Annotated in this window: 22 protein-coding genes; 12 read left to right on the plus strand and 10 right to left on the minus strand. The window is 58.5% G+C overall.

The genetic code is table 11. The features are described 5' to 3' along the window. Positions 1–230 precede the first annotated feature (230 nt). Genes gnd through JOE29_RS10210 form a run of 4 tightly spaced genes read left to right on the plus strand, consistent with a single transcriptional unit; the run spans position 231 to position 5,459 of the window. Positions 231–1,256, plus strand: a complete 1,026-nt coding sequence (gnd, locus tag JOE29_RS10195; RefSeq protein ID WP_074908386.1) for a phosphogluconate dehydrogenase (NAD(+)-dependent, decarboxylating) — start codon at positions 231–233, stop codon at positions 1,254–1,256. After that, positions 1,256–2,788 (plus strand): glucose-6-phosphate dehydrogenase, encoded by a 1,533-nt coding sequence (gene zwf, locus JOE29_RS10200; protein WP_210079462.1) that lies wholly within the window; start codon positions 1,256–1,258, stop codon positions 2,786–2,788. The genes gnd and zwf overlap by 1 nt, the downstream gene beginning before the upstream one ends. Further along, on the plus strand, positions 2,781–3,590 hold the full coding sequence (locus JOE29_RS10205) for an HAD family hydrolase (protein WP_096134185.1): 810 nt from the start codon (positions 2,781–2,783) through the stop codon (positions 3,588–3,590). Before zwf ends, JOE29_RS10205 begins: the two co-directional genes overlap by 8 nt. Before the next feature lie 51 nt (positions 3,591–3,641). Beyond that, a complete protein-coding gene (locus JOE29_RS10210; RefSeq protein WP_137983299.1) occupies positions 3,642–5,459 on the plus strand; it encodes a glycoside hydrolase family 15 protein in 1,818 nt (605 codons plus the stop codon). On the opposite strand, the gene alkB is transcribed toward JOE29_RS10210, so the two are convergent. From alkB to JOE29_RS10225, 3 genes are read right to left on the minus strand one after another with little or no spacing between them, the layout of a single operon-like run. Then, entirely contained in the window at positions 5,460–6,146 is a 687-nt protein-coding gene (gene alkB / locus JOE29_RS10215) for a DNA oxidative demethylase AlkB (RefSeq protein ID WP_003394795.1), read from the minus strand. Positions 6,147–6,170: 24 nt separating this feature from the next. Continuing rightward, a complete protein-coding gene (locus JOE29_RS10220) occupies positions 6,171–6,353 on the minus strand; it encodes a hypothetical protein (protein ID WP_074997298.1) in 183 nt (60 codons plus the stop codon). Positions 6,354–6,367: 14 nt separating this feature from the next. Further along, positions 6,368–6,673 (minus strand): DUF1883 domain-containing protein, encoded by a 306-nt coding sequence (locus JOE29_RS10225; protein ID WP_003315318.1) that lies wholly within the window; start codon positions 6,671–6,673, stop codon positions 6,368–6,370. A gap of 167 nt (positions 6,674–6,840) precedes the next feature. On the opposite strand from JOE29_RS10225, the gene JOE29_RS10230 reads away from it, so the two are divergent. Further along, entirely contained in the window at positions 6,841–7,194 is a 354-nt protein-coding gene (locus tag JOE29_RS10230) for a hypothetical protein (RefSeq protein ID WP_003315317.1), read from the plus strand. A gap of 55 nt (positions 7,195–7,249) precedes the next feature. Here JOE29_RS10230 and JOE29_RS10235 read toward each other — a convergent pair whose 3' ends face one another. After that, complete coding sequence (locus JOE29_RS10235) at positions 7,250–7,531, minus strand: hypothetical protein (RefSeq protein ID WP_003400694.1); 282 nt, start codon at positions 7,529–7,531, stop codon at positions 7,250–7,252. Between the two features lie 373 nt (positions 7,532–7,904). Between JOE29_RS10235 and galU the strand changes: the two genes are divergently transcribed. The 3 genes from galU to JOE29_RS10250 all read left to right on the plus strand — a co-directional run bounded on the left by galU (position 7,905) and on the right by JOE29_RS10250 (position 11,571). Next, positions 7,905–8,744 carry a UTP--glucose-1-phosphate uridylyltransferase GalU gene (galU, locus tag JOE29_RS10240; protein ID WP_003315315.1) on the plus strand — a complete coding sequence of 280 codons (840 nt, stop codon included), beginning with the start codon at positions 7,905–7,907 and terminating at the stop codon, positions 8,742–8,744. A gap of 101 nt (positions 8,745–8,845) precedes the next feature. After that, the gene (gene gorA / locus JOE29_RS10245) at positions 8,846–10,204 is read left to right on the plus strand and encodes a glutathione-disulfide reductase (RefSeq protein ID WP_046265999.1); all 1,359 of its coding nucleotides are present in this window, start codon (positions 8,846–8,848) and stop codon (positions 10,202–10,204) included. 92 nt (positions 10,205–10,296) lie between these two features. Continuing rightward, positions 10,297–11,571, plus strand: coding sequence for a PAS domain-containing hybrid sensor histidine kinase/response regulator (locus tag JOE29_RS10250; protein WP_137983303.1), 1,275 nt, complete (start codon positions 10,297–10,299; stop codon positions 11,569–11,571). Between the two features lie 9 nt (positions 11,572–11,580). Here the strand turns inward: JOE29_RS10250 and JOE29_RS10255 are convergent, their stop codons facing one another. Next, positions 11,581–12,591: a DNA-binding protein gene (locus tag JOE29_RS10255; RefSeq protein ID WP_137983297.1), complete on the minus strand. Its 1,011-nt coding sequence runs from the start codon at positions 12,589–12,591 to the stop codon at positions 11,581–11,583. Positions 12,592–12,767: 176 nt separating this feature from the next. On the opposite strand from JOE29_RS10255, the gene JOE29_RS10260 reads away from it, so the two are divergent. From JOE29_RS10260 to ahpF, 3 genes are all read left to right on the plus strand, one after another. Beyond that, a complete protein-coding gene (locus JOE29_RS10260) occupies positions 12,768–13,727 on the plus strand; it encodes a site-specific integrase (protein WP_137983296.1) in 960 nt (319 codons plus the stop codon). Positions 13,728–13,837: 110 nt separating this feature from the next. Continuing rightward, positions 13,838–14,401, plus strand: a complete 564-nt coding sequence (ahpC, locus tag JOE29_RS10265; RefSeq protein WP_002553298.1) for an alkyl hydroperoxide reductase subunit C — start codon at positions 13,838–13,840, stop codon at positions 14,399–14,401. A gap of 124 nt (positions 14,402–14,525) precedes the next feature. Then, complete coding sequence (ahpF, locus tag JOE29_RS10270; protein WP_003315309.1) at positions 14,526–16,088, plus strand: alkyl hydroperoxide reductase subunit F; 1,563 nt, start codon at positions 14,526–14,528, stop codon at positions 16,086–16,088. A gap of 92 nt (positions 16,089–16,180) precedes the next feature. Here the strand turns inward: ahpF and gloA are convergent, their stop codons facing one another. Then, entirely contained in the window at positions 16,181–16,702 is a 522-nt protein-coding gene (gene gloA / locus JOE29_RS10275) for a lactoylglutathione lyase (RefSeq protein ID WP_003315308.1), read from the minus strand. Between the two features lie 100 nt (positions 16,703–16,802). Between gloA and JOE29_RS10280 the strand changes: the two genes are divergently transcribed. Then, entirely contained in the window at positions 16,803–17,411 is a 609-nt protein-coding gene (locus JOE29_RS10280) for a DUF4946 domain-containing protein (protein ID WP_003422894.1), read from the plus strand. Positions 17,412–17,884: 473 nt separating this feature from the next. On the opposite strand, the gene JOE29_RS10285 is transcribed toward JOE29_RS10280, so the two are convergent. From JOE29_RS10285 to JOE29_RS10300, 4 genes are all read right to left on the minus strand, one after another. Next, positions 17,885–18,247, minus strand: a complete 363-nt coding sequence (locus JOE29_RS10285) for a histone-like nucleoid-structuring protein, MvaT/MvaU family (protein WP_002553302.1) — start codon at positions 18,245–18,247, stop codon at positions 17,885–17,887. Positions 18,248–18,733: 486 nt separating this feature from the next. Next, positions 18,734–19,828, minus strand: a complete 1,095-nt coding sequence (locus JOE29_RS10290) for a tetratricopeptide repeat protein (protein WP_003411233.1) — start codon at positions 19,826–19,828, stop codon at positions 18,734–18,736. A 142-nt stretch (positions 19,829–19,970) separates the two neighbouring features. Next, positions 19,971–21,368: a TolC family protein gene (locus JOE29_RS10295; RefSeq protein ID WP_057406930.1), complete on the minus strand. Its 1,398-nt coding sequence runs from the start codon at positions 21,366–21,368 to the stop codon at positions 19,971–19,973. Then, positions 21,368–24,559: an efflux RND transporter permease subunit gene (locus JOE29_RS10300; RefSeq protein ID WP_024665043.1), complete on the minus strand. Its 3,192-nt coding sequence runs from the start codon at positions 24,557–24,559 to the stop codon at positions 21,368–21,370. Before JOE29_RS10300 ends, JOE29_RS10295 begins: the two co-directional genes overlap by 1 nt. Positions 24,560–24,571 lie beyond the last annotated feature (12 nt).

A 24,571-nucleotide genomic window follows, 5' to 3' on the forward strand; every position in this document is an offset into this window, starting at 1 on the left:
AGAGGTCCATGGCAATGACTTTCAATCCCTGAGCGCCGCTGCTTACCCTCTCTATCGGCACCGATTTTGATTTCTTTTGCATGATTTTGGAACTTTTTTATTTTTAATTGTCGCGAATGTCTCTTAATCGCGACAAAATGCACCACAGGAGGGCGCTCGCGTCTTCATCTTCTCGCAAGGGAACCGACGTTCCGCCTCGCTTGACTAAACAGCATGCTCGCAATCTGTCGATGCGCTGGACGGCAAGCGACGCACCTTTTTACGATTTAAGGAGCACCTTCATGCAACTTGGGATTATTGGACTGGGCCGCATGGGCGGCAACATCGCACGCCGTCTGATGCTGAATGGTCATACGACTGTGGTGTACGACCGTGATGAAGCATCGCGCAACGCCCTGGCCAATGACGGTTCGACTGCGGTCGCAGATCTGAAGGAACTGGTCGGCACGCTCGCCAAACCCCGTGCTGTCTGGGTAATGCTCCCGGCTGGTGCGCCGACCGAAGACACCATCCAGACCCTCAGCGAGTTGCTTGACGCCGATGACGTGATCATCGACGGCGGTAATACGTTCTACAAGGACGATATCCGTCGCGCTCAGGAACTGACCGAGAAGGGCCTGCATTATGTCGATGTCGGCACGTCAGGCGGCGTTTGGGGCCTCGAGCGCGGCTACTGCATGATGATCGGAGGCGAGGCCGCCGTTGTCGAGCGCCTCGATCCGCTGTTCGCGACACTGGCTCCGGGCCTTGGCTCGATCGAGCGCACCCGTGACCGCACCTCGACCGATGATCGCGCCGAACGTGGTTATATCCACTCCGGCCCTGCGGGCTCCGGGCATTTCGTGAAGATGATCCATAACGGCATCGAATACGGAATGATGCAGGCCTTCGCCGAGGGCTTTGATCTTCTCAAGCAGAAAAACTCCGAACTCCTGCCGCCTGAACAGCGTTTCGACCTGAACACGGCTGACATTGCCGAAGTCTGGCGTCGTGGCAGTGTGGTGTCGTCCTGGCTGCTGGACCTGACCGCCGACGCCCTGGCCACCGACCCTCACCTGGATGCGTTCTCCGGTTCGGTTGCCGACAGCGGCGAAGGTCGCTGGACCATCGAAGCGGCCATCGAGCAGGCGGTTCCGGTTCCTGTGCTGTCCAGTGCTCTGTTTGCGCGATTCCGTTCCCGCCAGACAAGCTCGTATGCAGACAAGATGCTGTCCGCCATGCGCTTTGGATTTGGTGGCCACAAGGAACCCAAGTAATGGGCCTGTCGCGTGGCAGTGCCGAGCAAAAAGCCGAGGTAGCCCCACCCACGACCCTGTTTCTGTTCGGTGCCCATGGAGACCTGGTCAAGCGCCTGTTGATGCCGGCGCTTTACAACCTGTCACGCGACGGTCTGGTGGATGAAGGGCTGCATATCGTCGGCGTCGATCACAATGCGATCAGCGATGCCGACTTTGCGAAAAAGCTCGAGAACTTCATTCGTGATGAAGCCGCCGGCAAGGTTGCCGGCGGCGGCAAGGATCCGCTCGATCCTGCGCTCTGGGGCAAGCTGGCCGAGCGCATCAGCTATGTGCAGGGCGACTTCCTCGATGATTCCACCTATCAGGACATCGCCAGCAAGATCGAGAGCACCGGTACCGCGAACGCGGTGTTCTATCTGGCCACCGCGCCGCGATTTTTCAGTGAGGTTGCCCAGCGGCTGGGCTCGTCAGGTTTGCTGCAGGAAACCGAAGAAGGCTTCCGTCGCGTCGTGATCGAAAAGCCGTTCGGCTCCGATCTGGCCAGTGCGGTGGAGCTCAATGGCTGTCTGCTCAAGGTCATGAGCGAGAAGCAGATTTACCGGATCGACCATTACCTGGGCAAGGAGACGGTGCAGAACATTCTGGTCAGCCGTTTCTCCAATGGCCTGTTCGAGTCGTTCTGGAACAATCATTATATCGATCACGTACAGATCACGGCTGCGGAAACCGTGGGCGTGGAAACCCGTGGCAGCTTTTACGAGCATACCGGTGCCTTGCGCGACATGGTGCCCAATCACCTGTTCCAACTGCTGGCGATGGTGGCGATGGAGCCACCTGCCGCTTTCGGTGCCGATGCCGTTCGCGGTGAAAAGGCCAAGGTGGTCGGCGCGATCCGGCCCTGGAGTCAGGAGGAAGCCCTGGCCAATTCGGTGCGTGGTCAGTACGCCAAGGGCGTGATGGGCGACAAGGAGGTCGTCGGCTATCGTCAGGAAGATCGCGTGGAGCCGGACAGCAGCACCGAGACCTACGTTGCGCTCAAGGTCATGGTCGACAACTGGCGCTGGGTGGGTGTGCCTTTCTACCTGCGTACCGGCAAGCGCATGAGCGCTCGCAGCACGGAAATCGTCATCTGCTTCAAGCCTGCTCCTTATGCGCAGTTCCGCGATACCGAAGTCGACCGGCTCAAGCCCAACTACCTGCGGATCCAGATCCAGCCCAACGAAGGCATGTGGTTCGACCTGTTTGCCAAGCGTCCGGGCCCGGAATTGAAAATGGAGGATATTGCGCTGGGCTTCGCCTACAAGGACTTCTTCGAGATGCAGCCCTCTACGGGGTACGAAACCCTCATTTATGACTGCCTGACCGGTGATCAGACGCTCTTTCAGCGTGCCGACAATATCGAGAACGGCTGGCGTGCAGTGCAGCCGTTCCTCGACGCCTGGGCCGCACAGCCGCAAGTGCAGCTTTACGAAGCTGGCAAGGATGGCCCGCAAGCGGGTGAAGAGTTGCTGAGTCGTGATGGTCGGGAATGGAGAGAATTGAATGTCTGAACTGCCTGTACAGTTCCTGTTATCTGACATCGACGGCACGTTACTGCGCCGTGATCACAGCCTTAGCCAAGCCAATATCGACGCCATCAAGCGCCTGCGTACTGCCGGCGTTCACTTCACGCTGGCCAGCAGTCGGCCGCCCAGGGCCATGCGCCAGGTGATCGAGGCGCTGGATGTCGACCTGCCCACCGTGGCATTCAATGGCGGCACCATCACCCATCCCGATGGCAGCTTGCTGGTGGCTCATCGCATTGACCCGCGCGCCGTTCGCATCTGTCTGGAGCTGTTTGCCGGGCAGAACGTTGCCATCTGGGTGTTTGCCGATGATCAGTGGCTGCTGATCGATCCCGACGCCGCTTACGTCGATCATGAGCTCGATGCGCTGGGCTATGACTATGTTCAGGTCGAGAGTTTCGAGCCGTATCTGGATCGCGTCGACAAGATCGTCGCGGCCAGCGGTGATTTCGAGTTGCTCAAGACCCTTGAGGCGCGCCTCAACCCTCAGATCGAAGGGCTTGCGCTGGCGGCCCGTTCGCAAAAATACTATCTGGATGTGACTGCGCTGGAGGCCAACAAGGGTTCCGCTCTGGTCGCGCTGGCGGACTATCTGGGCGTCGACCTGTCGCGTACGGCGGCCATAGGCGACGGCGGTAACGACGTGGCAATGTTCCACAAGGCCGGCTTGTCGATCGCCATGGGGCAGGGCGAGCAGACAGTCAAGGGACAGGCTGATCATGTTACTGATAGCAATGAGCAGGACGGAGTGGCCAACGCCATCGAGCGTTACATCCTGAACGTCTGATCGAGCTGCATACCCACGTTAACGAATCATCATCACGACGGGCATTTCTGAATGGCTGCACTGATCGAAGACTACGCATTGCTGGGCAACTGCGAGACGGCGGCGCTGGTCGCCCGTGATGGTTCGCTGGACTGGTTGTGTTTCCCCCGCTTCGACTCGACGGCCTGTTTCGCCGCACTGCTGGGCGGTGATGAGCATGGCCGCTGGAAGATCGCGCCAACCGCCGAGGTTATCGCTGTCGAGCGCCGTTATCGCGACGGCACCCTGATTCTCGAAACGGTTTTCGAAACCCGTGACGGTCGCGCGATGCTGATCGATTTCATGCCCATGAAGACCTCCGGCCACGTGGTGCGCATGGTGGTCGGGCTATCCGGTCGGGTCGAGTTCGCTGTGGACCTCGCCATCCGTTTCGATTACGGCAGCAGCGTCCCTTGGGTCGAGCGAAAGGATGCTCATACACTGACGGCAGTCGCCGGGCCGGAAATGCTGGTTTTGCGCAGCCCTGTGGCCCTGCACCCACAGGATCATCACACCGCCAGCCTTTTTCACGTGGATGAAGGCGAGCGCAAGGTTTTCACACTGGCCTATCAGGCATCCTTTGCACCCTTGCTCGACCAGATCGATGCCGATCGGGCCTTGGAGACCACCGCAGCCTATTGGCGCGAGTTTTCTGATCGCTGCCCTGACGTCGGGCCGTGGACGGCGCAGGTAAAGCGCTCGCTGATTACGCTCAAAGCCATGACTTATGCGCCCACCGGTGGCATCGTTGCCGCCGTGACCACCTCATTGCCCGAGCAGTTGGGCGGCGAGCGCAATTGGGATTATCGCTATTGCTGGTTGCGTGACGCCACCATGACCCTTCTGGCATTCATGAATCTGGGTTACTTCGAGGAAGCCCAGGCCTGGCGGGACTGGCTGTTGCGCTCGGTTGCCGGTAATCCGGAGCAGATCCAGATCATGTACGGCGTAGGCGGCGAGCGACGTTTGCAGGAGTACGAGCTGCCCTGGCTGAGTGGCTATGAGAACTCGCTGCCGGTGCGTGTAGGCAACGGTGCGGCAACGCAGGTTCAGCTGGACGTCTACGGCGAAGTGGCCGATGCGATGATTCAGGCACTGCGCGGCGGTATGACGCAGCATCCGCGCAGTCTGGCGATTTCCAAGGTGGTCATGCCTTATCTGGAGAAGATCTGGCACCTGCCGGATGCGGGCATCTGGGAGATACGCTCCGAGCCGCGCCACTTTACGCATTCGAAAGTCATGGCCTGGGTGGCCTTTGACCGTAACGCCACGCAGATTGCCCAGGCTGCCGAGAGCGATGAGGATCGTGCGCTGGCAGTGCATTATCGGAAGGTGGCGGACGAGATCCATGCCGATGTCTGTCGCCACGGTTTCGATGCCGAGCTTGGCAGCTTCGTGCAGACTTATGGCTCGACAGAGGTGGACGCCAGCCTGCTGCAGATTGTGCTGACCGGTTTTCTTGCGCCGGAAGATCCGCGTGTTATCGGTACTGTCGCGCAGATCGAGCGCACGCTGATGCAGGATGGTCTGCTGCTGCGCTACGACAACGAGCGCAGTGTCGATGGCGTCGCCGGCCGTGAAGGGACGTTTCTGGTCTGTTCGTTCTGGCTGGCCGATGCCTATGTCTTGCTGGGCCGGGCTGATGATGCCGCGCGGCTGTTCGAACGGTTGGTGGGTCTGTGCAACGACGTCGGCCTGCTGGCCGAGCAGTACGATCCGAAGGGCGGGCGCATGCTGGGCAATTTCCCTCAGGCATTCAGCCACATCGGCATCATCAATACGGCACTCAGCCTGCACCGGGCGGTATGTCCGGCGTTGGCCAGGACTTCCGGCGCGCTTGAAGAGGCCTGATCAGCTGTCGCGGCCAGCCTTGCGAAAGGTCAGGTTGATTCGTTGCTCACCCAGTTGCGGATGCTCGGCCTGCTTGATTGGCAAAATGCCGTGGAAGCGCAACCTGTCCTCGTCACCCCAAACCACAACGTCCCCATGAAACAGGGAGATGCGTTGGGTCTTGTCGCTGCGCAGCTGGCCTCCGAACTGGAAGATGGCCGGTATGCCCAGTGATACCGACACCACTGGCCAGCGATGGTCGTGTTCGTTCCGGTCCTGATGCAGGGACATCCTGGCGCCCGGAATATAGCGATTGATCAAGCAGGCGTCAGGGACGAACCCGGCATAGCCTGCTGCCAGTGCGGCATCCTGCGCCAGTTGCATGAAGACGTCCGGCATCGCCGGCCAGGCCTGTCCTGTTTGTGGGTCGGTTGCGCTGTATCGGTAACCGTGACGGTCGGTTATCCAGCCCAGTTGTCCGCAACTGCTCAGCGCTGCCGACATGCTCAGACCGCTGGGGGTCTGCATGTGCCGGAACGGGGAGAGTCCCAGTGTTGCCTCAAGGGCGGACAGCAGCTGCGGCATGGCGCTCAGCGCAAAGCCTCTGAACAGCCATGACCCAGGCCCGATCCGCTCATCGCTTCGAGGCTGGGCCGTCTGGTCTGCGAACAGGTCAAGAGTGGCGGGAGTGTCACCTTTGCGTTGCATGATCGGATCGAGCTCCGGTGAGTATCAGAGAGCCTTGCTGACCTTGACGTCGGTAATAAGGTCGTCGCTCTCGCCGTGCATTTTTTTCAAGGCGGCCTCGGCTTCCTCGGTGGATGCCGATTGCAATTGAGCGAATTCAAAGCGGCGTTCGCCATTGAGCTTGTAGCTGACAGCGAATTTGGTCTTGCGCGGGACTGGATTGTTCACGGTGACTCCTTGCATCATCCCAGGCGAGTGGTCGAGCGCCGGACGATCTTGATCTTGTGAGTGAAGGGCAGTTTGCGTCCGGCGTTGGTATCTGCCTTGCGGCCTGCGGTATCGATGGTGATGTTCCAGAAACCGGTGCTTGGTGCGGCGATCTTGGCCGGAAATCTGTCAAACGCGCCGCCATGATAGGTGTGCCGACCACCATTTTTGAAGCTGCGAAAATTCGCATCGTTCATCAGGCGAATATTGCAGGTCTGAGAGCACTCGATGACGACAAGGTCGTCCTCGTTGAGATGCTCACGCTGGTGTACGAATTTCATGACGGGCTCCGAAATGGGGGTTTTTCTGAAAAATCAAAACGATAGCATGCGACGCCCGCAATTTGACGTCGGTGAGCATTAATTTGCCGTGTTTCCAGGAAAAAATGCCTCAGCCGGGATTTAATTGCCCCAGGGCTTGTCGTAGGACCTTTATTTGGAGGCTTTGTATGAAACTGGCTGCTGTAGTAGTCCTGGCTCTGGCAATGACTGGCTGTGCCACAGTAAATGACATTGAGCATACACCCCCCACCATGAACGTGATGTCGGGCAAGAATCCTCAGGAATACGCTGATTGCTTCGCTGGCAAGATCAGCAGCAGTCGCAAGCCGCCTTTGATCGAGCCTCGTCATGACGGCTTGCGGGTCATCGTCGCGCAGAAACTCAGCAAGGCACCCGCAGCATTGGTCGATATCGAGAGCCGCTCGGGCGGTAGTACGATCAAGGTCTACGAACGACTTTCCAATGTGCCTATCCGTTTCAGGGATGTGCAGAACGCTGCCGAAGCGTGCATTTCAGGCTGATAGGTCAGGCTCGGTCAGCTGGCCCTGCCTATGGTGGGCAGGGCGGCAGACCCGATTATTTGCAGACCACCAGCACGCTGCGACTTTTGTAGTTGCCAACGTCCACGCCCAGCGTCTTGTCGCTTTCGGCAGGCTGGGGGGTACCATCTGTGCCGACAATTTCATAGCCTGTGCCTGCACAGGACGCGTCCGCCTTTTCGTAGCAGCTTGCCCAGGACATTGCCTCGCCGGAGCAGTCGATGCTCAAGCCCTGTTTGCCGTTTTTCAGGTAAGTATTGGAGGCGGTCGCGCAGCCGGTAAGGCCCAGCACAGCAATAATGGACAAAATTCTGATCATGTTTTTCGCTTCGAGATAAGGCCAGTGAATTAATAAATGCGAGCGTTGGACTGGTAACAGGTGCCATCGTTCCGCCATGTTTTGCATCATAAACTGCCGGCTTCTCGTTTGTCGCGGCCTGGCCATTCCCGAACCCTGATGTAAAGGCTGCAGCCGTCGGCAAAGGCCATTCCAGGCGGGCTGCGCTGGGTCTAACGGTAGTTTGAGGGTGTACTGCGCGGCATTTGTGTACAGGCAATATCCAGAAACTGCGGAACTATCTGTACGAGTATTCCTCTATGATGGCATCGGACGGCCAAAGGCAGCATTGTAAGGTGACTGCCCCATCATTAGACTGCGCCGTTAACACCAACAGCCCTTACCAAGGACTTTTATGATCAAGAAATGCTTGTTCCCAGCAGCCGGTTACGGCACTCGCTTCCTGCCAGCGACCAAGGCCATGCCCAAGGAAATGCTGCCGGTGGTCAACAAGCCACTGATCCAATACGGTGTTGAAGAAGCACTCGCGGCTGGCTTGACTGAAATTTCCATCGTGACCGGCCGCGGCAAGCGCTCGCTCGAAGACCATTTTGACATCAGCTACGAGCTGGAGCACCAGATCAAGGGCACCGACAAAGAGAAATACCTGGTCGGCATCCGCAAGCTGATCGATGAGTGCAGTTTTTCCTACACCCGTCAGACCGAAATGAAAGGCTTGGGTCACGCCATTCTCAGCGGTCGCCCGCTGATCGGCAACGAAGCGTTCGCCGTGGTTCTGGCGGATGACTTGTGCGTCAACCTCGAAGGCGACGGCGTGCTGGCGCAGATGGTCAAGCTGCATAAGCACTACGGCTGCTCGATCATCGCCATTCAGGAAGTTGATCCGTCGGAAACCAACAAGTATGGCGTGATCGCGGGTGAAGAGATCAAGCCTGGTCTGTTCCGCGTGACCGACATGGTTGAAAAACCTAAGCCTGAAGATGCACCGTCCAACCTGGCGATTATCGGCCGCTACATTCTGACGCCGGACATTTTCGAGAAAATCGAGCAGACCGAGCCAGGCAAGGGTGGTGAGATCCAGATTACCGACGCCTTGATGAAGCAGGCTGCAGAAGGCAACGTGCTTGCCTATAAATTCAAGGGCACGCGTTTCGACTGCGGTGGCGCTGAAGGCTATATCGAGGCGACAAACTTCTGCTTCGAGCATTTCTACAAAGCCGGCAAAGCTCATTGATTTTTGAATGACGCTGCTGTGAGAACGCCACCTTCGGGTGGCTTTTTCATTTCTGAATGACCGTCAGGCGGTTATGCTGTGACCCTGCTCAGGAGATATCGATGGCTTTTGATTTTGATCTTTTTGTAATTGGCGCCGGTTCAGGCGGCGTTCGGGCGGCACGTTTTGCTGCCGGTTTTGGTGCGAAGGTCGCTGTGGCCGAAAGCCGCTATCTGGGTGGGACCTGCGTCAACGTGGGCTGCGTACCCAAGAAGCTGCTGGTATACGGGGCGCATTTTTCCGAAGATTTCGACCACGCCAAAGGGTTTGGCTGGTCATTGGGTGAGGCCAGTTTTGACTGGTCCACGCTGATTGCCAACAAGGACAGTGAGATCAGTCGCCTCAACGGCATCTATCGCAAATTGCTGGTCGACAGCGGTGTTACCTTGCTCGAAGGCCACGCAAAGATCGTCGGGCCGCAGCAGGTCGAAATCAACGGCCAGACTTATAGCGTCGAGCGTATTCTGATTGCTACCGGCGGCTGGCCGCAGGTGCCTGACGTGCCAGGGCGCGAGCATGCCATTACGTCCAACGAGGCGTTTCACCTCAAGACGCTGCCAAAGCGCGTTGTGGTTGTGGGCGGTGGCTATATTGCCGTGGAGTTCGCTTCGATCTTCAACGGCCTGGGCGCCGATACCACGCTGGTCTACCGTCGCGAACTTTTTCTGCGTGGTTTTGATGGCAGTGTTCGTACCCATCTCCACGAAGAGCTGCTCAAGCGCGACATGACGATTCGCTTCAACAGCGATATCGAGCGCATCGATAAGCAGGCCAACGGCAGTTTGCTGTTGTCCATGAAAGGCGGCGGTACACTCGAGACCGATTGCGTGTTCTACGCGACGGGGCGTCGGCCGATGCTCGACAATCTTGGTCTGGACAGTGTCGACGTCAAACTGGATGAGCACGGTTACATCAAAGTCGATGAGCATTACCAGAGCAGCGAGCCTTCCATCCTGGCCATCGGCGATGTCATTGGGGGTGTGCAACTGACCCCTGTCGCGCTGGCTGAAGGCATGGCGGTCGCGCGTCGACTTTTCAAGCCCGAGCAGTATCGCCCGGTAGACTACAATCACATCCCGACGGCAGTTTTCAGTCTGCCTAACATTGGTACGGTCGGCCTGACCGAAGAAGATGCAATCAAGGCCGGTCACGATGTACAGATTTTCGAAAGCCGTTTCAGGCCGATGAAGCTGACCTTGACCGATGATCAGGAGCGCACATTGATGAAGCTGGTCGTCGATGCTAAAACCGACCGCGTGCTGGGCTGCCATATGGTGGGGCCGGATGCTGGCGAAATCGTCCAGAGCCTGGCCATTGCCATCAAGGCTGGCGCGACCAAGCAGGTATTCGACGATACTATTGGGGTGCACCCGACTGCGGCAGAAGAGTTCGTCACCATGCGTACGCCTGTCAAACGTTAAGTCACGCAGCGCCCGGAGTTCAGGAAGAGCTCCGGGGTAAAAGCTTGAAGAGGATGGATCCCGACGTGAATAGAGAACAACCGCCGGCCAGAATGCCATTGCATTCGGCTGAGCAGGACCGCGAAGTCGCGCAGTACATCGATGCCTTGCGTGAAAGCGAGCGTCAGTTCAGGACATTGGCTGACAACATGAGTCAACTGGCCTGGACTGCCAGCCCCCGAGGGCAGGTCCACTGGTACAACGAGCGTTGGTATGCGTACACCGGCGCCTCGCTCGAGGCCATGACTGCCTTGGGTTGGCGCTCGGTCCTGCATCCCGAACATCGCGAACGCGTGATGACGCGTTTGCAATACTGCTTTTCCACCGGCTCGATCTGGGAAGATACCTTCCCGATACGTGGCAAGGACGGCGCATTCAACTGGTTCCTGTCACGCGCGCTACCCCTGCGCGATGCACGGGGCCACATCACTCACTGGCTGGGTACTCACACCGATATCACCGCCCAGGTCAATGCAGAAGAAGCGTTACGCGAACTCAACGAGAGTCTTGAGTTGCGCGTTGCCGAGCGCACGCGCGAGCTGAAAGCCACCAATGAGTTGTTGCAGGCCGAAATTGCCGAGCGAGCGATGGCTGAAGAGGTCCTGCGTCACGCGCAAAAAATGGATGCGATTGGTCAGTTGACCGGGGGCATCGCCCATGACTTCAACAATGTACTTTCCGGCGTGATTGGCGCACTGGACATGATCAGGCTGCGTGTGGAAGCCGGGCGGATCGGTGAGGTCGAGCGCTACCTGGATGCCGCAGCAAGCTCGGCAAATCGGGCTGCTGCACTGACCCGCAGGCTGCTGACATTTGCCCGCCGGCAGTCGCTCAACGTCACCGCGGTGGATGTCAATTGCATGGTCCGCTCGATGGAAGAGTTGTTGCGAGGTACGGTCGGCGCTCATGCGCATCTGCAGATCGAACTGGAGGAGGGGCTGAGTGCGATACGCACTGATGAGCATCAACTGGAAAATGCCCTGTTGAATCTGGTCATCAACGCTCGCGACGCTGTGCCTGTCGGAGGGAAGCTGTGCGTGCGCAGTCGCTCGCTAACGCTTGCGACGCAAAAAGACGGTCTGCTGCCTGGCGACTATGTACTGCTGAGTGTCGAAGATAACGGCTGCGGCATTGCTCAGGATGTCATCGATCAGGTGTTCGATCCGTTTTTCACCACCAAGCCGGTAGGTCAGGGGACCGGGCTGGGTTTGTCGATGGTCTATGGCTTTACCCGGCAGACTGGTGGGCACGTGCATATAGACAGCACTGAAGGTCAGGGGACGCGGGTTGATTTGCATCTGCCGTGCGGCGAGGTCGCGCTTGCCTGAATCTTCTGGTCATGTCTGGTCTGACGGCTTCTTCTTGGCGGCTTTGGGTTTGTCCGGCTGATCGAGCCTGATCTGCAGGTTTTCCAGTGCCGCTTCCTTCTTGGTCAGCAACAGTTCCAGCATGCGGCTCTGTTGCTGCGCATCGGTCATGCCTTGTTTGAGCGCGGCGTTTTCGTCCTGCGCGCTGCGTAACCTTTCTTCCAGTAGTGCGCATTGGGTGTGGGCGTGCTGCTGTTGTTCTGCGAAGGCGACATTCTGCGTGTTGGCTTGCTTCAACTGGTCGGTCTGGCTGTGCAGTTCGCGCAGGGTGGTGCGATTTTCAGCCAGCAGTCTTTCGTTGTCTCGATTGAGCTGTGTGATGTTTTCCTGGTGCATAGCCATGCCTTGCTGCGCCTGTCGCAGTTCCATTTGCAACTGCTGAACCTGGCTTTCGTGGCGTCGTTGCTCCTGTTCGCGTTGTTCTCTGATCGAGTTGCGATAGTGCTCCAGCGCCTCGCGGGCATGCTGGTGCTTTTCTTCCAGAGAGTGGATCTGCCCGTCCTTGTCGTGCAGACGGGCCTCCAGATCCTGATTGGCCTGTAGCAACCGGGCGTGTTCTGTCTGCACATCCTGCAGTGTGCCTTGCGTGTGGCGCAGGGCGGCAGCTTGTTGTTCCAGTGTCTCTGCGCGCTGCTGTGCGTGTTTTTCCAGTTGGCTGATCTGCTCCTGAGTCGCCGCAAGCCGCCGCTGGAGAATGTCGCGCTCGGCCTGATACTGATCGTGCGCCTGATCGATACGTTCCTGTGCTTGCTCCTGAAGCCGCTGGACGAGATGAGCCACCAGATCGCTCAACTCCTCGTTGATATCCGGTGCCGGGGCTTGCGTGGATTCGAGCTCCTTCAGATAGCGGTGAATGGTGGTTTTCGACCCCGTATTACCCATTTCGATACGTACCGCATCGATGCTGGGGTTTTCGCCTCGGGACAGCAGGGACGCCCTTGCTTTCTGTACTAAAGCCTTGTTTACACCGCCGCGAGCCATGCTGTCTCCTACGATTTCGTACTGTGGTATGTACTCTGTAATTACATACTATCTGTTTTGAAATAATTAGCTATTTTTTGAATTAATTAACACGGGATATTGGCGTATTATCCCGTGTCAGGCGCTGTCAGCTACCTTTACGGCACCTTTACCGGTACACCCAGCAGGTTTTAGCCATGAACGACGTTGATCGCTATATCGAGGCGGCGACCCGCGACAACACGCGCCGCAGCTATCGGGCTGCAATCGAGCATTTCGAGGTGACATGGGGCGGGTTTCTGCCGGCGACCAGCGAAAGCGTGGCGCGCTACCTGGCGAGCCATGCCGGGACGCTGTCGGTGAATACCCTGAAGTTACGCTTGTCAGCGCTGGCCCAGTGGCATATCAGCCAGGGCTTTGTCGATCCCACCAAGGCACCCATGGTGCGCAAGGTCATCAAGGGCATTCGCGCGCTGCACCCGGCGCAGGAAAAGCAGGCCGAGCCTTTGCAGTTGCAGGATCTGGAAAAAGTCATCGCCTGGCTGGAGATTGAAATACGTGAAGCGAGCGCACAACACGATCAGCCGCGTCTGTTGCGCGGTCGACGTGATTCGGCGCTGATCCTGCTGGGATTCTGGCGCGGGTTTCGCAGCGACGAGCTTTGCCGCCTGCAAGTACAGGATGTCAAGGCCATCGCCGACTCGGGAATCAGCCTTTATCTGCCGCGCAGCAAAGGCGATCGCGACAACCTCGGCAGGACCTACCAGACCCCGGCCTTGCAGCGGCTGTGCCCGGTGCAAGCCTATATAGAGTGGATCAACTGTGCCGCGCTGGTACGCGGTCCGGTCTTTCGGGCAGTAGATCGTTGGGGTAACCTTAAAGAGGAGGGGCTGCACGCCAACAGCGTCATCCCGTTGCTGCGTAAGGCGCTCCAGCGTGCAGGCATCGCCGCAGAGCACTACACCAGCCACTCGCTGCGCCGGGGCTTCGCCAGTTGGGCGCACAGTAACGGCTGGGACCTCAAGTCACTGATGTCCTACGTAGGCTGGAGGGACATCAAGTCGGCGATGCGCTACATTGATGCCGCTCCGTTCCTGAGTCCACCGGAGGCGGGGAGCGGTCCGAAGGTTTCTTCTATCAATAAGCTGCCTTCATAGTGAAAAGCAATCAGTGACATCAGGTTTGCCAATGAGCGATTGTCATCGATCATGCGTAAGCTTCACTCCATCGAATTCACAACCCATCCAACCCATCAGGAGATATACCGATGCCTATCATCAACAGCCAGGTAAAACCGTTCAAGGCTACCGCATTCAAGAACGGCGCTTTCGTTGACGTCTCGGACGCTGACTTCAAAGGCAAGTGGTCTGTCGTATTCTTCTACCCGGCCGACTTCACCTTCGTATGCCCGACCGAGCTGGAAGACCTGGCTGACAACTACGAAGAGTTCAAGAAGCTGGGCGTTGAAATCTACAGCGTTTCGACTGACACCCACTTCGCCCACGCTGCATGGCACAACACCTCGCCAGCGATCGGCAAGATCCAGTACACCATGATCGGTGACCCGACCCTGACCATCTCCCGCAACTTCGACGTGCTGATCGAAGAAGCCGGTCTGGCAGATCGCGGTACTTTCGTGATCAACCCTGAAGGTCAGATCAAAATCGTCGAGCTGAACGATGGCGGTGTTGGCCGTGACGCTTCCGAGCTGCTGCGCAAGATCAAGGCTGCCCAGTACGTTGCCGCTCACCCGGGCGAAGTCTGCCCAGCCAAGTGGAAGGAAGGCGAAGCTACTCTGGCTCCGTCCCTGGATCTGGTTGGCAAGATCTGAGTCGCATGAATCGGCTAGGGGCGTTGAGCTCTTGAGCAAGTAAACCGCATCGCCCCAAAAAACGCCCGGGCGGTAATCGCCTGGGCGTTGTTATTTCTACCCTTTGTAAACAGGAAGCCGCCACATGTTGGACGCCAATCTTAAAGCCCAGTTGAAATCCTATCTGGAGCGGGTTACTCGCCCCATCGAGATCGTCGCGTCCCTTGATGACGGCGCGAAGTCTCAGGAAATGCTTGCACTGCTCAATGATGTGATCAGCGTTTCCAAGGACGTTACCCTGAATGACAGCGGTACCGACGCACGTACCCCGTCGTTCTCGCTGAGCAGCCCTGGCCACGATATCAGCCTGCGTTTTGCCGGTATCCCCATGGGTCACGAATTCACCTCGCTGGTCCTGGCGCTGCTGCAAGTCGGCGGCTATCCACCCAAGGTCAGTGCGGAAACCATCGAACAGGTTCGCGCGCTTGAGGGCGAATTCCATTTCGAAACCTATTTCTCGCAGTCCTGCCAGAACTGCCCGGACGTCGTCCAGGCATTGAACCTGATGGCAGTGTTGAACCCTGGTATCAAGCACGTCGCTATCGACGGTGCGCTGTTCCAGGACGAAGTGACCGATCGCAAGATCATGTCGGTGCCGAGCATCTATCTGAACGGTGAGTTGTTCGGTCAGGGTCGCATGGGGCTGGAAGAGATTCTGGCCAAGATCGACACTGGCGCCGGTGCGCGTCAGGCGGAAAAACTCAACGCCAAGCAGGCCTTCGATGTGCTGGTCGTAGGCGGTGGTCCCGCAGGTTCTGCGGCGGCCGTCTACGCTGCCCGCAAAGGCATCCGCACCGGTGTTGCCGCCGAGCGTTTCGGCGGTCAGGTGCTGGACACTATGGCTATCGAGAACTTCATCTCGGTACAGCATACCGAGGGGCCGAAACTGGCCGTGGCGCTTGAAGAGCACGTCAAGCAGTACGAAGTCGACATCATGAATCTGCAACGTGCCGACAAGCTGATCCCTGGCGCAGCCGGCGAGTTGCACGAAGTGAAGTTTGCCAGCGGTGCCAGCCTCAAGGCCAAGACGCTGATCCTCGCCACTGGCGCACGCTGGAGGGAGATGAACGTGCCGGGCGAGCAGCAGTACCGTAACAAGGGTGTGGCTTATTGCCCGCACTGCGACGGCCCGCTGTTCAAAGGCAAGCGCGTCGCTGTCATCGGTGGTGGTAACTCGGGCGTCGAGGCTGCAATCGACCTGGCGGGTATCGTGTCTCACGTGACACTGCTGGAGTTCGACGTGCAGTTGCGTGCAGACGCGGTGCTGCAGCGCAAGTTGCACAGCCTGCCGAACGTGACTGTGATCACCAGTGCGCAAACCACTGAAGTGACCGGTGATGAGCAGAAGGTCAACGGCCTGCGCTACAAGAACCGCACTACAGGCGAAGAGATCACCGTGCCGCTCGAAGGTATCTTCGTGCAGATCGGCCTGCTGCCTAACAGTGAATGGCTCAAAGGTGCCATTGAGCTGTCGCCGCGTGGCGAGATCGTGGTCGATTCCCGTGGTGAAACCTCGGTGCCGGGTATCTTCGCTGCTGGTGACGTAACGGTCGCACCGTACAAGCAGATCATCATTGCCCTGGGCGAAGGTGCCAAGGCCTCCCTGAGCGCCTTTGACCATCTGATCCGTACCTCCGCACCGGCCTGATCGGACAGCGGTAAACAAAAAGCCCCGTGAGCGATCACGGGGCTTTTTGCTTTCTATGCGGGTCGCTCCTTGCCGGAGCGATCACCGAGGTCTCAGAGCGGCGTTGGCTGGATGATCTCCACCCAGTAGCCGTCCGGGTCCTTGATAAAGGCCAGGCTGTTCATGCGCCCATCGGACAAGCGCTTCTGAAAGTCGACGCCCAGGCTTTCGAATCGCTCGCAGGCGACCTTCACGTCCGGCACCGACACGCAGATATGGCCAAAGCCGCGCGGGTCGCTGTTACCGTTGTGGTACGACGCGGTGGCATCGCTTTCGGTACCGTGGTTGTGGGTCAGCTCCAGAATGCCGGGGATCGACTTCATCCATTCGTTGCGGGCAGCGTCGTCTTCCGGGATCTGTGCCTTGTCGACCAGCGCCAGAAAGTACAGGCTGAATTCGGCTTCCGGGAAGTCACGTTTCTCTACCAGGCTGAAGCCCAGTACGCGGGTATAGAAATCCAGCGATTTGGTGATGTCCTTGACGCGCAGCATGGTGTGGTTGAACACAAACTGCCGGGTGGCCGCTTCAGGATTGGCTGTGACGCCCGGTAGTGTGTTGAGTTCGTGCAAGCTCATCGATGTGTCTCCAACAGAATGTACAAATAATGCCAAATGATACGGGGCAGGGCAGGCAGTGCCAAACCCGGCGCGTATAACGTCGCGTCGGCCTTGCTCGATGCCGACAACAGGCTCAGAATTTCCGGTCAACCGTTTTGGCGACCCGATCATGATCCTTTCGCACTACCGACGCTCCGTGCCAAGCCTGTGCCTGTTCCTGCTGCTGGGCACTGCTCAGGTCCATGCCGCCGATGCAATGATCGTCTGGCCCGCAGGCTGGGAGGTCGAGTCGATACCGACCGAGTCGGGCGAGCCCGTTCAACCGTCCGTGCAGGTCAGACAGCGCGCGGTGAAAAACGATCAAAGTGGAAATCCGCTGATGGTCATGGAGCTCACCCAAACGCGGCTGGCGCCGGGACATGACGTCAATGTCCAGGGCGTTCTGCTGGAAATGCGTAAGTCGGTTCAGGTCAATTTTGCCCGCAGTGGGTTGCAGAGCGTCTGCACGCATGTCCGTGAAAGTCGGCTTAGCGTGGTGCCCGCGCTCGAAACCACCTGCACCATTACTCAGAATGGTGTGCACGTGTTGACCCAGACACTGGTCGCGGCCGCCAGCAAGGAATTGGCCTGGTCATTGTCCTACGCGGGATCGGCAGACGGCTATGCGAGCAACAAGGATGAGGCACTGCGTATTCGTGAGAGTCTGCGTCTGGACGTTACGCAGTGACATCTGCCTTTTTGCAGACAAAAAGAAGCCCGCCGAGGCGGGCATGGGGCGCTATTCCTTTAGCGGTCTTCATCATCCGAGAGTCCATGTGAAAAAAGTGTGAAGCTGCGCTGTGTTGCGCAATCGATGCGTTTCAGCGCGACGAATCATTGAGAAACAAATAGTGATGTATCTCATCACGCGGTCAAACTGAATAATTACTCTACGCACTTCAGGAACTGTTCAGGTTTGTAACTGTGTGCTGAATCGCATAATCCGGATTTATTGACGTCATTATTCTCGCGGCATTTACACGCTGCATTGAAGTATACGAACCGGGCAGTCCACCTAATCATGTATATGAATTTCCGCTGCGGATCGACAGGTACTGTGTGATGACGCCTGAGCACAGCCCTGCAGTACACAGGTGAAGAGCTGCAGTGACGAAGATAAAAAAGCCCTGCAAGGGCAGGGCTTCAAGTGACAACTTGCAATCAGGCACGCAGCCATGAATCAACAGTGTCTACACCGTATTGCTCTTTCCATGCCTTGAGGCCGCGATGGTTGCCGCCCTTGGTTTCAATCAGCTCGCCGGTATGCGGGTTCTGGTAAACCTTGACCACGCGTGCACGGCGACGCTTTGGCCCTGCGGGTGCAACCAGCGAGGTTGCACTCGAAGGGTCAAGGATTGCGATGATGTCACGCAGGCTTTTACCGTAGGTGCCCATCAGGTCCTGGAGCTTTTGCTCGAATTCGATCTCCTTCTTCAATCCGGCGTCATTCTTCAACGATTCCAGCTGTGCAAGCTGTTCCTGAAGGGCTTTCTCTGCTGCTCGAAACTCGGCAAGTCTGGACAATTAATATACTCCAACAATGTAATGGCTGTTGTCAGCCCTATAAAGCGATGAGACAAAACTGATAGGTCGATTCGCTCACTCGAGGGTGCCCGATACCTGCGGTTTCTATGCTGAAACTTGGCCTTTGCGGCTTGTCGTTGTGCAGATAGAGGGTATTTATAACTCAGTCGCCCGCAAATGATGCACTTTTTTTTTCAGTTAGAAAATAGCCTTTCACAAATTCGTTAAATGGCGCAGGGAGACGATGTTGGATATAGGGGATGATGTCCGTGTTGTAGGCAGAGGGGGGTTGTAAGTTATTTCCGATATTAGCCACGGATGGAAAACGTGCCATGAGAGAGTGAATGGCTTGGAAAAAGAAATATCCGACAGGCAAAAGGAGTGTCGGATGAGGAAATGGAGGGAATGTCTGAAGGCCACGTGCTGAAAGGCGCGTGGACCACTCAAAGATGGCCTTTCGCCCGTATCCACGTTGCGTTTTTGACCCTACAACCCCTGTTGCAGCACAGGGTCATCTGGGTTCTGCTGCTCGAGCTCGGCCAGCAGAATCTGCACGTTCTGCAACTGACCGTTCTCTTTCCAGTACTGGATCAGCAGCACCCTGGCCTTGCGATTTGCGGGCTGGTTCTGAACGATCTGGGTCAACTGGCGCTGTGCCGCTTCGAGCTCGTTCAACGAGTGCAGTGCAACCGCCAGGTCATAGCGATAGTCGTTGTTATCGGGTGCCAGTTCCGTGGCCTTGGCCAGGCTGAGCACGGCGAATTCCGCCTGGCCGTGGTTCAGCAGCCACATGCCCAGTGCGTGCTGGAGCATGGACGAGCCAGGGTTGTGCTCCAGCAACTGTGCGAAAAGGCCGCGCGCCTGCTCGGCCTGGCCCTTGCGGTCCAGTAATTCAATGTGCGCCAGCGCTGCTTCGATATTGCCCGGGTCCAGCGCGGTTGCCCGCTGCAGTGCCGTGAGCGCGGGCTCCAGATCGCCAGTCTGCAGATACAGCCTGGCCAGTTGCAGCTGGTTTTGTGCGCTTTGCGGCTGGCTCTTGAGTGATTCCTGAAACGCCTCGGCACTTTGCTGCAGAACGGCAAAGTACAGGCCCAGCTCATCAGGTGATAGGCCGAGCAGGGCGCTGGTGGCGCGAAACCTGACGGATTGTTCGGCGTCATCCAGCAACGGTCCGAGCAACAGACTTCGCTGGCTGTTGGAGACCAGCCTGACGCTGACATCGATCGCCGCTTCGCGCACTTGAGCGGACGGGTTGCTCAGCGCAGCGTCGAGCAACTTGAGGGCCTGGGGGCTGGGATAATCGCTCAGTTCGGCGAGCAGGCTGATGCGTTGCGTGTCAGACAGGTCAGTGCGAGCCAGTTGTTGATACAGCACGCGCGCGGCACCCGGTTTGCCGTCATGTGCCTGCTCCAACGCCTGCGCATAGGTATGACTCAGCTTCACGGGAGCGGTCTGGATGGGCATGCGCCACCACCAGAAAACCAGCGAAAGCACCAAAAGCGCTGCAGCCGCTGCGCCGATCAGCCAGCGACGTCGAGAAGTGGGTTGAGGCGATAACCCCGTGGTAGAAAGTCTGGGCATATCGATTTCCAATGCTTGACGGGTTGCAGCTTCGGGGAGTGGCTGGCAGCTGTCAAACGGCAATCATGATGCAGCCGGGTTTCAGGCAAAAAAAGCCCCGCGGCCTGATCGGACGCGGGGCGGGTTTACCGGCTTTTCAGGTTCAGGCCTGAGGTTGCCAGCCACCACCCAGTGCCTTGTAGATAGCCACAATGCCATGGTACAGCTCGATTTCTGCCTGCGCCTGAGCGTCCTCGGCCGCCAGACGCTCGCGCTCGGCATCCAGCAGGACCAGGAAGTCCGCCGTGCCTTCGCGATACTGCACCGAGGCCAGTCTGGCCGCCGAGCGACTCGCATCGCTTTGGCGCATCAGCGAGACCAGCCGCTGCTGGCGTTTGTCGTAATCGCTGAACGCGTTCTCCGACTCTTCCAAGGCGAGCAGCACTTGCTGCTCATAGTTGGCCAGTGCGCCCTCGGCGTCAGCGTCGGCACTGCGAATCTGCGCCCGGACACTGCCCAGATCGAAGGCTGCCCAGGTGATGCTCGGGCCCAGCGACCAGGCTCTGGCCGCTGACGAACCGATCTGCGAGCCGCGTCCGGCGGTAAAGCCCAGAAAACCGCTCAGGCTGACCCTTGGGAACAGATCGGCAGTCGCAACGCCGATACGTGCGGTCGATGCAGCGAGTTGTCGCTCGGCTGCACGGATGTCCGGCCGATTGCGCAACACTTGCGTAGGGTCGCCAATCGGCAAGGCCTTGGCGATGGCCGGCAGTTTGCTAGGGCTCAAGTCGACGCTGAGGTTTTCCGGACGCTCACCCAATAACGTGGCGATACGGTTGCGTTGGCGAGCCTGCTCGGCCTGCAACTGCGGAACGGTCGCTTCGACAGCGGCCAGTCGTGCCTCTGCACGCACTACATCCAGCTCATTGCCCACACCCGCATCCCGCAGTTGCGTGGTCACGTCCTGAGAACTCTGCTGATTTTTCAGGTTGTCGCGGGCAATGGCTTCTCGTAGCTGTGCGCCGCGCAGTTGGCCGTAGGCGTCGACCACCTCGGCAATCAGGGTGACCTGAAGCTGATAGAGGTTGGCCTCTGCAGCTTCCTGATCGGCGTCGCTGGCTTCCAGCTGGCGCTGGATGCGCCCGAACAAGTCCACTTCCCAGGCCATGTCCAGGCCCAGGTCGTAGCGCTCGCTGTTGACTCGGCGCTCGGTGATGCCGGGTTGCTGACCCTTGCCGATGTCACTGCTGGCGCGGCTGGTCACCACTGGCATCACATCGTTGGCGACGTCATCGCGAATGGCTCGCGCCGACTTGAGCCGGGCGAAGGCGACGCGCAGATCGCGGTTGCCGTCCAGTGACCTGGCTACCAGTTTATTGAGGGTCGGGTCCTCGAACTGCTGCCACCAGGCTCTGTCCACTTTGCTGCGGTCATAGCTGCTCTGGGCGGCGGACGCCAGTTTCGCTGGCGCCGTAACCGGTGCCCGGTAGTCGGGGCCCACGGCGCAGGCCGCCAGTGCCATGACCAGCAGGCTCGGGATGAAGACTTTGTACGCGCTCATCAATGCATCTCCGCAGGCAGGTTTTGCTGGCTGTTTACCCTGGCGGCCTTGCGGGCCTCCTGGCGTTCGACGTAATTACGGATAAGCACGTAGAACACCGGCGTCAGCAGCAGGCCGAAGAACGTGACACCCAGCATCCCGGAGAACACTGCGACACCCATCGCATGGCGCATCTCGGCACCCGCACCGCTGGACAGCACCAGAGGCACGACCCCCATGATGAAGGCGAACGAGGTCATCAGGATCGGCCGTAGACGCAGGCGGCATGCCTCCAGTACCGCATCCAGCGGGCTCATCCCTTCAGCCTGTTTGTCCTTGGCGAACTCGACGATCAGAATCGCGTTCTTGCACGCCAGGCCTACCAGTACGATCAGGCCGATCTGGGTGAAGATGTTGTTGTCGCTGCCGGCGATCATCACCCCGGCAATCGCCGAGAGCAGGGTCATCGGTACGATCAGGATCACCGCCAGCGGCAGGCTCCAGCTTTCGTATTGGGCTGCCAGTACCAGAAACGCCAGCAGCACACAGAGCGGGAACACGAACAGCGCGGTATTGCCCGAAAGGATCTGCTGATAGGTCAGGTCGGTCCATTCGTAGATCATGCCGGTCGGCAGTTCCTCGCGAAGCAGTTTCTCGACCGCTGCCTGAGCCTGGCCAGAGCTGTAACCCGGTGCCGCTGCACCGTTGATTTCAGCAGTGATGAAGCCGTTGTAGTGCATGACGCGGTCGGGGCCGGCGGTGTCGCTGACCTTGACGAAGGTTGCCAGCGGGATCATCTCGCCCAGGTTATTGCGTACCTTGAGCTGACCGATCTGGTCGGCATCCTGACGGAACTGCTGCTCAGCCTGGACATTGACCTGATAGGTGCGGCCAAACCGGTTGAAGTCGTTGGCATACAGCGAACCCAGATACACCTGCAGCGTGTCGAAAATATCACTGACTGCAACGCCGTGGGTCTTGGCTTTCTCGCGGTCAATCGCAGCATCGACTTGCGGTACGTTCACCGTGTAGCTGGTAAACAACCCGGCCAGTTCCGGCACGCTGCGGCTTTTGGCGATGATGTTCTGGGTTTCCTTGTACAGCTCGTCATAGCCGAGGTTGCCACGGTCCTCGATTTGCAGGCGGAAGCCGCCGATGGTGCCCAGGCCTTGTACCGGTGGTGGCGGGAAGATCGCCATGTAGGCTTCCTGAATCGAGGCAAACTGACCGTTCAGCGCGCCGGCAATTGCATTGGCCGAGAGGCTCGGGTCCTTGCGCTCGTCGAACGGCTTGAGGGTCACGAACACCACGCCGTTATTCGGGCTGTTGGTGAAGCCGTTGATCGACAGACCCGGGAAGGCAATGGCGTCTTGCACGCCAGGCTGCTTGAGGGCCAGCTCCGACATGCGTTTGATGACATCTTCGGTACGGTCCAGGCTCGCGGCGTCCGGCAGTTGAGCAAATGCAACCAGGTATTGCTTGTCCTGGCTCGGGACGAAACCGGTCGGTGTGCTGGCGAAACCCATCCAGGTCAAAACCATCAGGCCCGCATAGACCAGCAAGGCAATGCCGCTGCTGCGAATAACCCTGGCAACCGTACCGACATAGCCATGGCTGGCTTTCTCGAAAAAGCGGTTGAACGGGCGGAACAGCCAGCTGCCGAGCATCCTGTCGAGGAAGCGTGAGAAGCGATCCTTGGGCGCGTCATGACCTTTGAGCAATACCGCCGCCAGTGCAGGCGACAGGGTCAGCGAGTTGAAGGCGGAAATGACCGTCGAAATGGCGATGGTCAGCGCGAACTGCTTATAGAACTGCCCGCTGAGCCCGGAAATGAATGCCGCAGGCACGAACACGGCGCACAGCACCAGCGCCGTCGCAATGATCGGCCCCGTGACTTCGGCCATGGCCTTGTGCGTGGCGGCGACCGGCTCCAGGCCCAGCTCGATGTTACGCTCGACGTTCTCCACCACCACGATGGCATCGTCGACCACGATACCGATCGCCAGCACCAGGCCGAACAACGACAGCGCGTTCAGCGAGAAACCGAACATATGCATGACCGCAAAGGTGCCGATCAACGAGACCGGTACGGCCACCAACGGGATGATCGATGCGCGCCAGGTCTGCAGGAACAGGATCACCACCAGCACCACCAGGATCAGTGCTTCGAACAGCGTGTGAATCACTGCCTCGATGGAGCCGCGGACGAAGATCGTCGGGTCATAGACGATGCTGTAGTCCATGCCTTCCGGGAAGCTTTTCTTGAGCTCGGCCATCCGTGCGCGTACATCGTTGGAGATGTCGATGGCGTTAGAGCCGGGACGCTGGAAGATCGGGATCGCTACCGCAGGCTGATTATTGAGCAACGAGCGCAGCGCGTACTGGCTGGAGCCCAGTTCGATGCGTGCAATGTCCTTGAGGCGAGTGATTTCACCGTCGGCACCGGCTCGCACGACCACGTTTTCGAACTCTTCCTCACTGACCAGGCGGCCCTGAGTGTTGATCGACATCTGAAAGCTGGTGGCATTCGGCGATGGCGGAGAACCCAGCTGGCCAGCGGCGACCTGACGGTTCTGTTCGCGAATCGCATTGACCACGTCAGTGGCGGTCAGGTTGCGTGAGGCGGTCTTGTTCGGATCGAGCCAGACCCGCAGCGAATAATCGCCCATGCCGAACAATTGCACGTCACCGACGCCGCCCAGTCGCGCCAGCTCATCCTTGATGTTGAGCACGGCGTAGTTGGACAGGTACAGCATGTCGTAGCGTTTGTCCGGCGAGGTCAAGTGCACAACCATGGTCAGGTCGGGGGAGGCCTTGTCCACGGTGATGCCGATGCGTGTCACTTCTTCAGGCAGCTTCGGCTCGCTGCGGGTTACACGGTTCTGCACCTGCACCTGCGCGTTGTCCAGGTCGGTACCCAGTGCGAAGGTGATGGTGAGGGTCAGCTTGCCATCGGCGGTGGCCTGCGAGGACATGTAGAGCATGCCTTCGACACCGGTAATCGCCTGTTCCAGTGGCGAGGCCACGGTTTCGCCGATCACCTTGGGGTTGGCGCCGGGGAAGTTGGCGCGTACCACCACGGTTGGCGGCACGACTTCCGGATATTCACTGATCGGTAGCTGGAACAGCGAGATGGCACCGGCGATCAGGATCAGCAGCGACAGCACTGCGGCGAAGATCGGCCGTGAAATAAAGAATTTGGAGAAGTTCATCGGACGAGTCCC

The organism is Pseudomonas sp. PvP009, from assembly GCF_017832995.1.
Lineage (GTDB): Bacteria > Pseudomonadota > Gammaproteobacteria > Pseudomonadales > Pseudomonadaceae > Aquipseudomonas > Aquipseudomonas syringae.

What these genes read in the sequence shown, in the direction of transcription:
- gnd (WP_074908386.1), top strand. Translation starts at nt 231, where the DNA reads ATGCGCTGGACGGCAAGCGACGCACCTTTTTACGATTTAAGGAGCACC.
- zwf (WP_210079462.1), top strand. Translation starts at nt 1,256, where the DNA reads ATGGGCCTGTCGCGTGGCAGTGCCGAGCAAAAAGCCGAGGTAGCCCCA.
- JOE29_RS10205 (WP_096134185.1), top strand. Translation starts at nt 2,781, where the DNA reads ATGTCTGAACTGCCTGTACAGTTCCTGTTATCTGACATCGACGGCACG.
- JOE29_RS10210 (WP_137983299.1), top strand. Translation starts at nt 3,642, where the DNA reads ATGGCTGCACTGATCGAAGACTACGCATTGCTGGGCAACTGCGAGACG.
- alkB (WP_003394795.1), bottom strand. Translation starts at nt 6,146, where the DNA reads ATGCAACGCAAAGGTGACACTCCCGCCACTCTTGACCTGTTCGCAGAC.
- JOE29_RS10225 (WP_003315318.1), bottom strand. Translation starts at nt 6,673, where the DNA reads ATGAAATTCGTACACCAGCGTGAGCATCTCAACGAGGACGACCTTGTC.
- JOE29_RS10230 (WP_003315317.1), top strand. Translation starts at nt 6,841, where the DNA reads ATGAAACTGGCTGCTGTAGTAGTCCTGGCTCTGGCAATGACTGGCTGT.
- JOE29_RS10235 (WP_003400694.1), bottom strand. Translation starts at nt 7,531, where the DNA reads ATGATCAGAATTTTGTCCATTATTGCTGTGCTGGGCCTTACCGGCTGC.
- galU (WP_003315315.1), top strand. Translation starts at nt 7,905, where the DNA reads ATGATCAAGAAATGCTTGTTCCCAGCAGCCGGTTACGGCACTCGCTTC.
- gorA (WP_046265999.1), top strand. Translation starts at nt 8,846, where the DNA reads ATGGCTTTTGATTTTGATCTTTTTGTAATTGGCGCCGGTTCAGGCGGC.
- JOE29_RS10250 (WP_137983303.1), top strand. Translation starts at nt 10,297, where the DNA reads ATGCCATTGCATTCGGCTGAGCAGGACCGCGAAGTCGCGCAGTACATC.
- JOE29_RS10255 (WP_137983297.1), bottom strand. Translation starts at nt 12,591, where the DNA reads ATGGCTCGCGGCGGTGTAAACAAGGCTTTAGTACAGAAAGCAAGGGCG.
- JOE29_RS10260 (WP_137983296.1), top strand. Translation starts at nt 12,768, where the DNA reads ATGAACGACGTTGATCGCTATATCGAGGCGGCGACCCGCGACAACACG.
- ahpC (WP_002553298.1), top strand. Translation starts at nt 13,838, where the DNA reads ATGCCTATCATCAACAGCCAGGTAAAACCGTTCAAGGCTACCGCATTC.
- ahpF (WP_003315309.1), top strand. Translation starts at nt 14,526, where the DNA reads ATGTTGGACGCCAATCTTAAAGCCCAGTTGAAATCCTATCTGGAGCGG.
- gloA (WP_003315308.1), bottom strand. Translation starts at nt 16,702, where the DNA reads ATGAGCTTGCACGAACTCAACACACTACCGGGCGTCACAGCCAATCCT.
- JOE29_RS10280 (WP_003422894.1), top strand. Translation starts at nt 16,803, where the DNA reads ATGCCGACAACAGGCTCAGAATTTCCGGTCAACCGTTTTGGCGACCCG.
- JOE29_RS10290 (WP_003411233.1), bottom strand. Translation starts at nt 19,828, where the DNA reads ATGCCCAGACTTTCTACCACGGGGTTATCGCCTCAACCCACTTCTCGA.
- JOE29_RS10295 (WP_057406930.1), bottom strand. Translation starts at nt 21,368, where the DNA reads ATGAGCGCGTACAAAGTCTTCATCCCGAGCCTGCTGGTCATGGCACTG.
- JOE29_RS10300 (WP_024665043.1), bottom strand. Translation starts at nt 24,559, where the DNA reads ATGAACTTCTCCAAATTCTTTATTTCACGGCCGATCTTCGCCGCAGTG.